Genomic DNA, 1,241 nt, shown 5'->3' on the forward strand with positions numbered 1-1,241 from the left:
CGCGCCCAGCGGCGCACTTTATCCAATATTTATGCGCATAAATATTGGTGGGGTTTAAGGGGTGAAACCCCTTTGCTGTTTGTTTCTTTAAAAAGAAAAGGAGAAAATTATGAAAATATTAATCGCCGGCGGCGGTACCGGAGGACATATCTATCCGGCCGTTGCAATAGCAAATCAAATAAAATACGAACATCCCGACGCTGAAATAATGTTCGGCGGAAGAATGGACTGCATGGAAGCGGATATAGTCCCCAAAGCAGGATATAAATTAAACAGCATTAGGATTTACGGTTTTGAAAGATATTATTCCAAGCTTCAAAAGGCGGGAGTTTTCATTAAGATGTTTCGCGGATTTAACGATGCGAGAAAGCTTGTTAAAGACTTTGACCCCGATGTCGTTATCGGTACGGGAGGGTTTGTAAGCGGTCCCGTAGTCCTTGCGGGAGCTTTAAAAGGTAAGCCTACTCTTATACATGAGCAGAATGCAACCCCCGGATTTACCACAAAGACCCTTTCAAAATGGGCTAATGTCGTTTGTTCAAGCTTTGAAAATACTAAGGAATTTGTAAAATACCCCGACAGAGTGGTTCATACCGGCAACCCCGTAAGAAGAGAGTTCGGTCTTTATAATCGCGAAATAGCCAGAAAAACACTGGAAGTAGATAAAAACAGAAGAGTGATAGTCTGTTTCGGAGGAAGTCTCGGAGCAAAGAATTTAAATGATTCTATGCTTTATTTGATAGATAAATATAAAAACAGAGATGATGTTTTTATTTATCACGTAACGGGAAAAGCGGGATATGAAGAGTTCATGGAAAATGCAAACAAGCAGGGTATAAACTTCGGGGAAATACATAATGTAGAGATAAAGGATTACGTATATGATATGCCTTTGCTTCTAAACGCCGCTGACCTTGTTATCGCAAGGAGCGGAGCTGGAGCGATAGCGGAAATCACTTACGTTGGTCTTGCCGGTATCTATATACCTTATCCTCTTGCCGCTGACGACCACCAAAGGAAAAACGCCGAGGAAGTGGAAAAGGAGGGAGCAGGAATAATGATTTTGGATAAAGATCTCACTGCGGTTAAGCTTGCGGGAGAGGTGGACAAGATACTGGATAATGAAGAGCTTTTAAGGCAGATGAGCTATAGGGCGAAACTTCTTTCCAACCGTAACAGTGCGGAACTTATTGTGGATCAGGTCGAAAAGCTGGTATAAGGGACTCCGTCCCTTAAGAACC

1 protein-coding gene is annotated in these 1,241 nt (G+C 42.5%); it reads left to right on the forward strand.

Features of this window, described 5'->3' with window-relative positions:
- Window positions 1-109 precede the first annotated feature (109 nt).
- Complete coding sequence (gene murG / locus NSA01_RS09985) at window positions 110-1,219, forward strand: undecaprenyldiphospho-muramoylpentapeptide beta-N-acetylglucosaminyltransferase (RefSeq protein ID WP_257481311.1); 1,110 nt, start codon at window positions 110-112, stop codon at window positions 1,217-1,219.
- Window positions 1,220-1,241: the final 22 nt, after the last annotated feature.

This window comes from Anaerofustis stercorihominis (genome assembly GCF_024623185.1).
Lineage (GTDB): Bacteria > Bacillota > Clostridia > Eubacteriales > Anaerofustaceae > Anaerofustis.

Excerpts from the sequence above, each read along its gene's own strand:
- murG (WP_257481311.1), top strand. The coding sequence starts at position 110 with ATGAAAATATTAATCGCCGGCGGCGGTACCGGAGGACATATCTATCCG.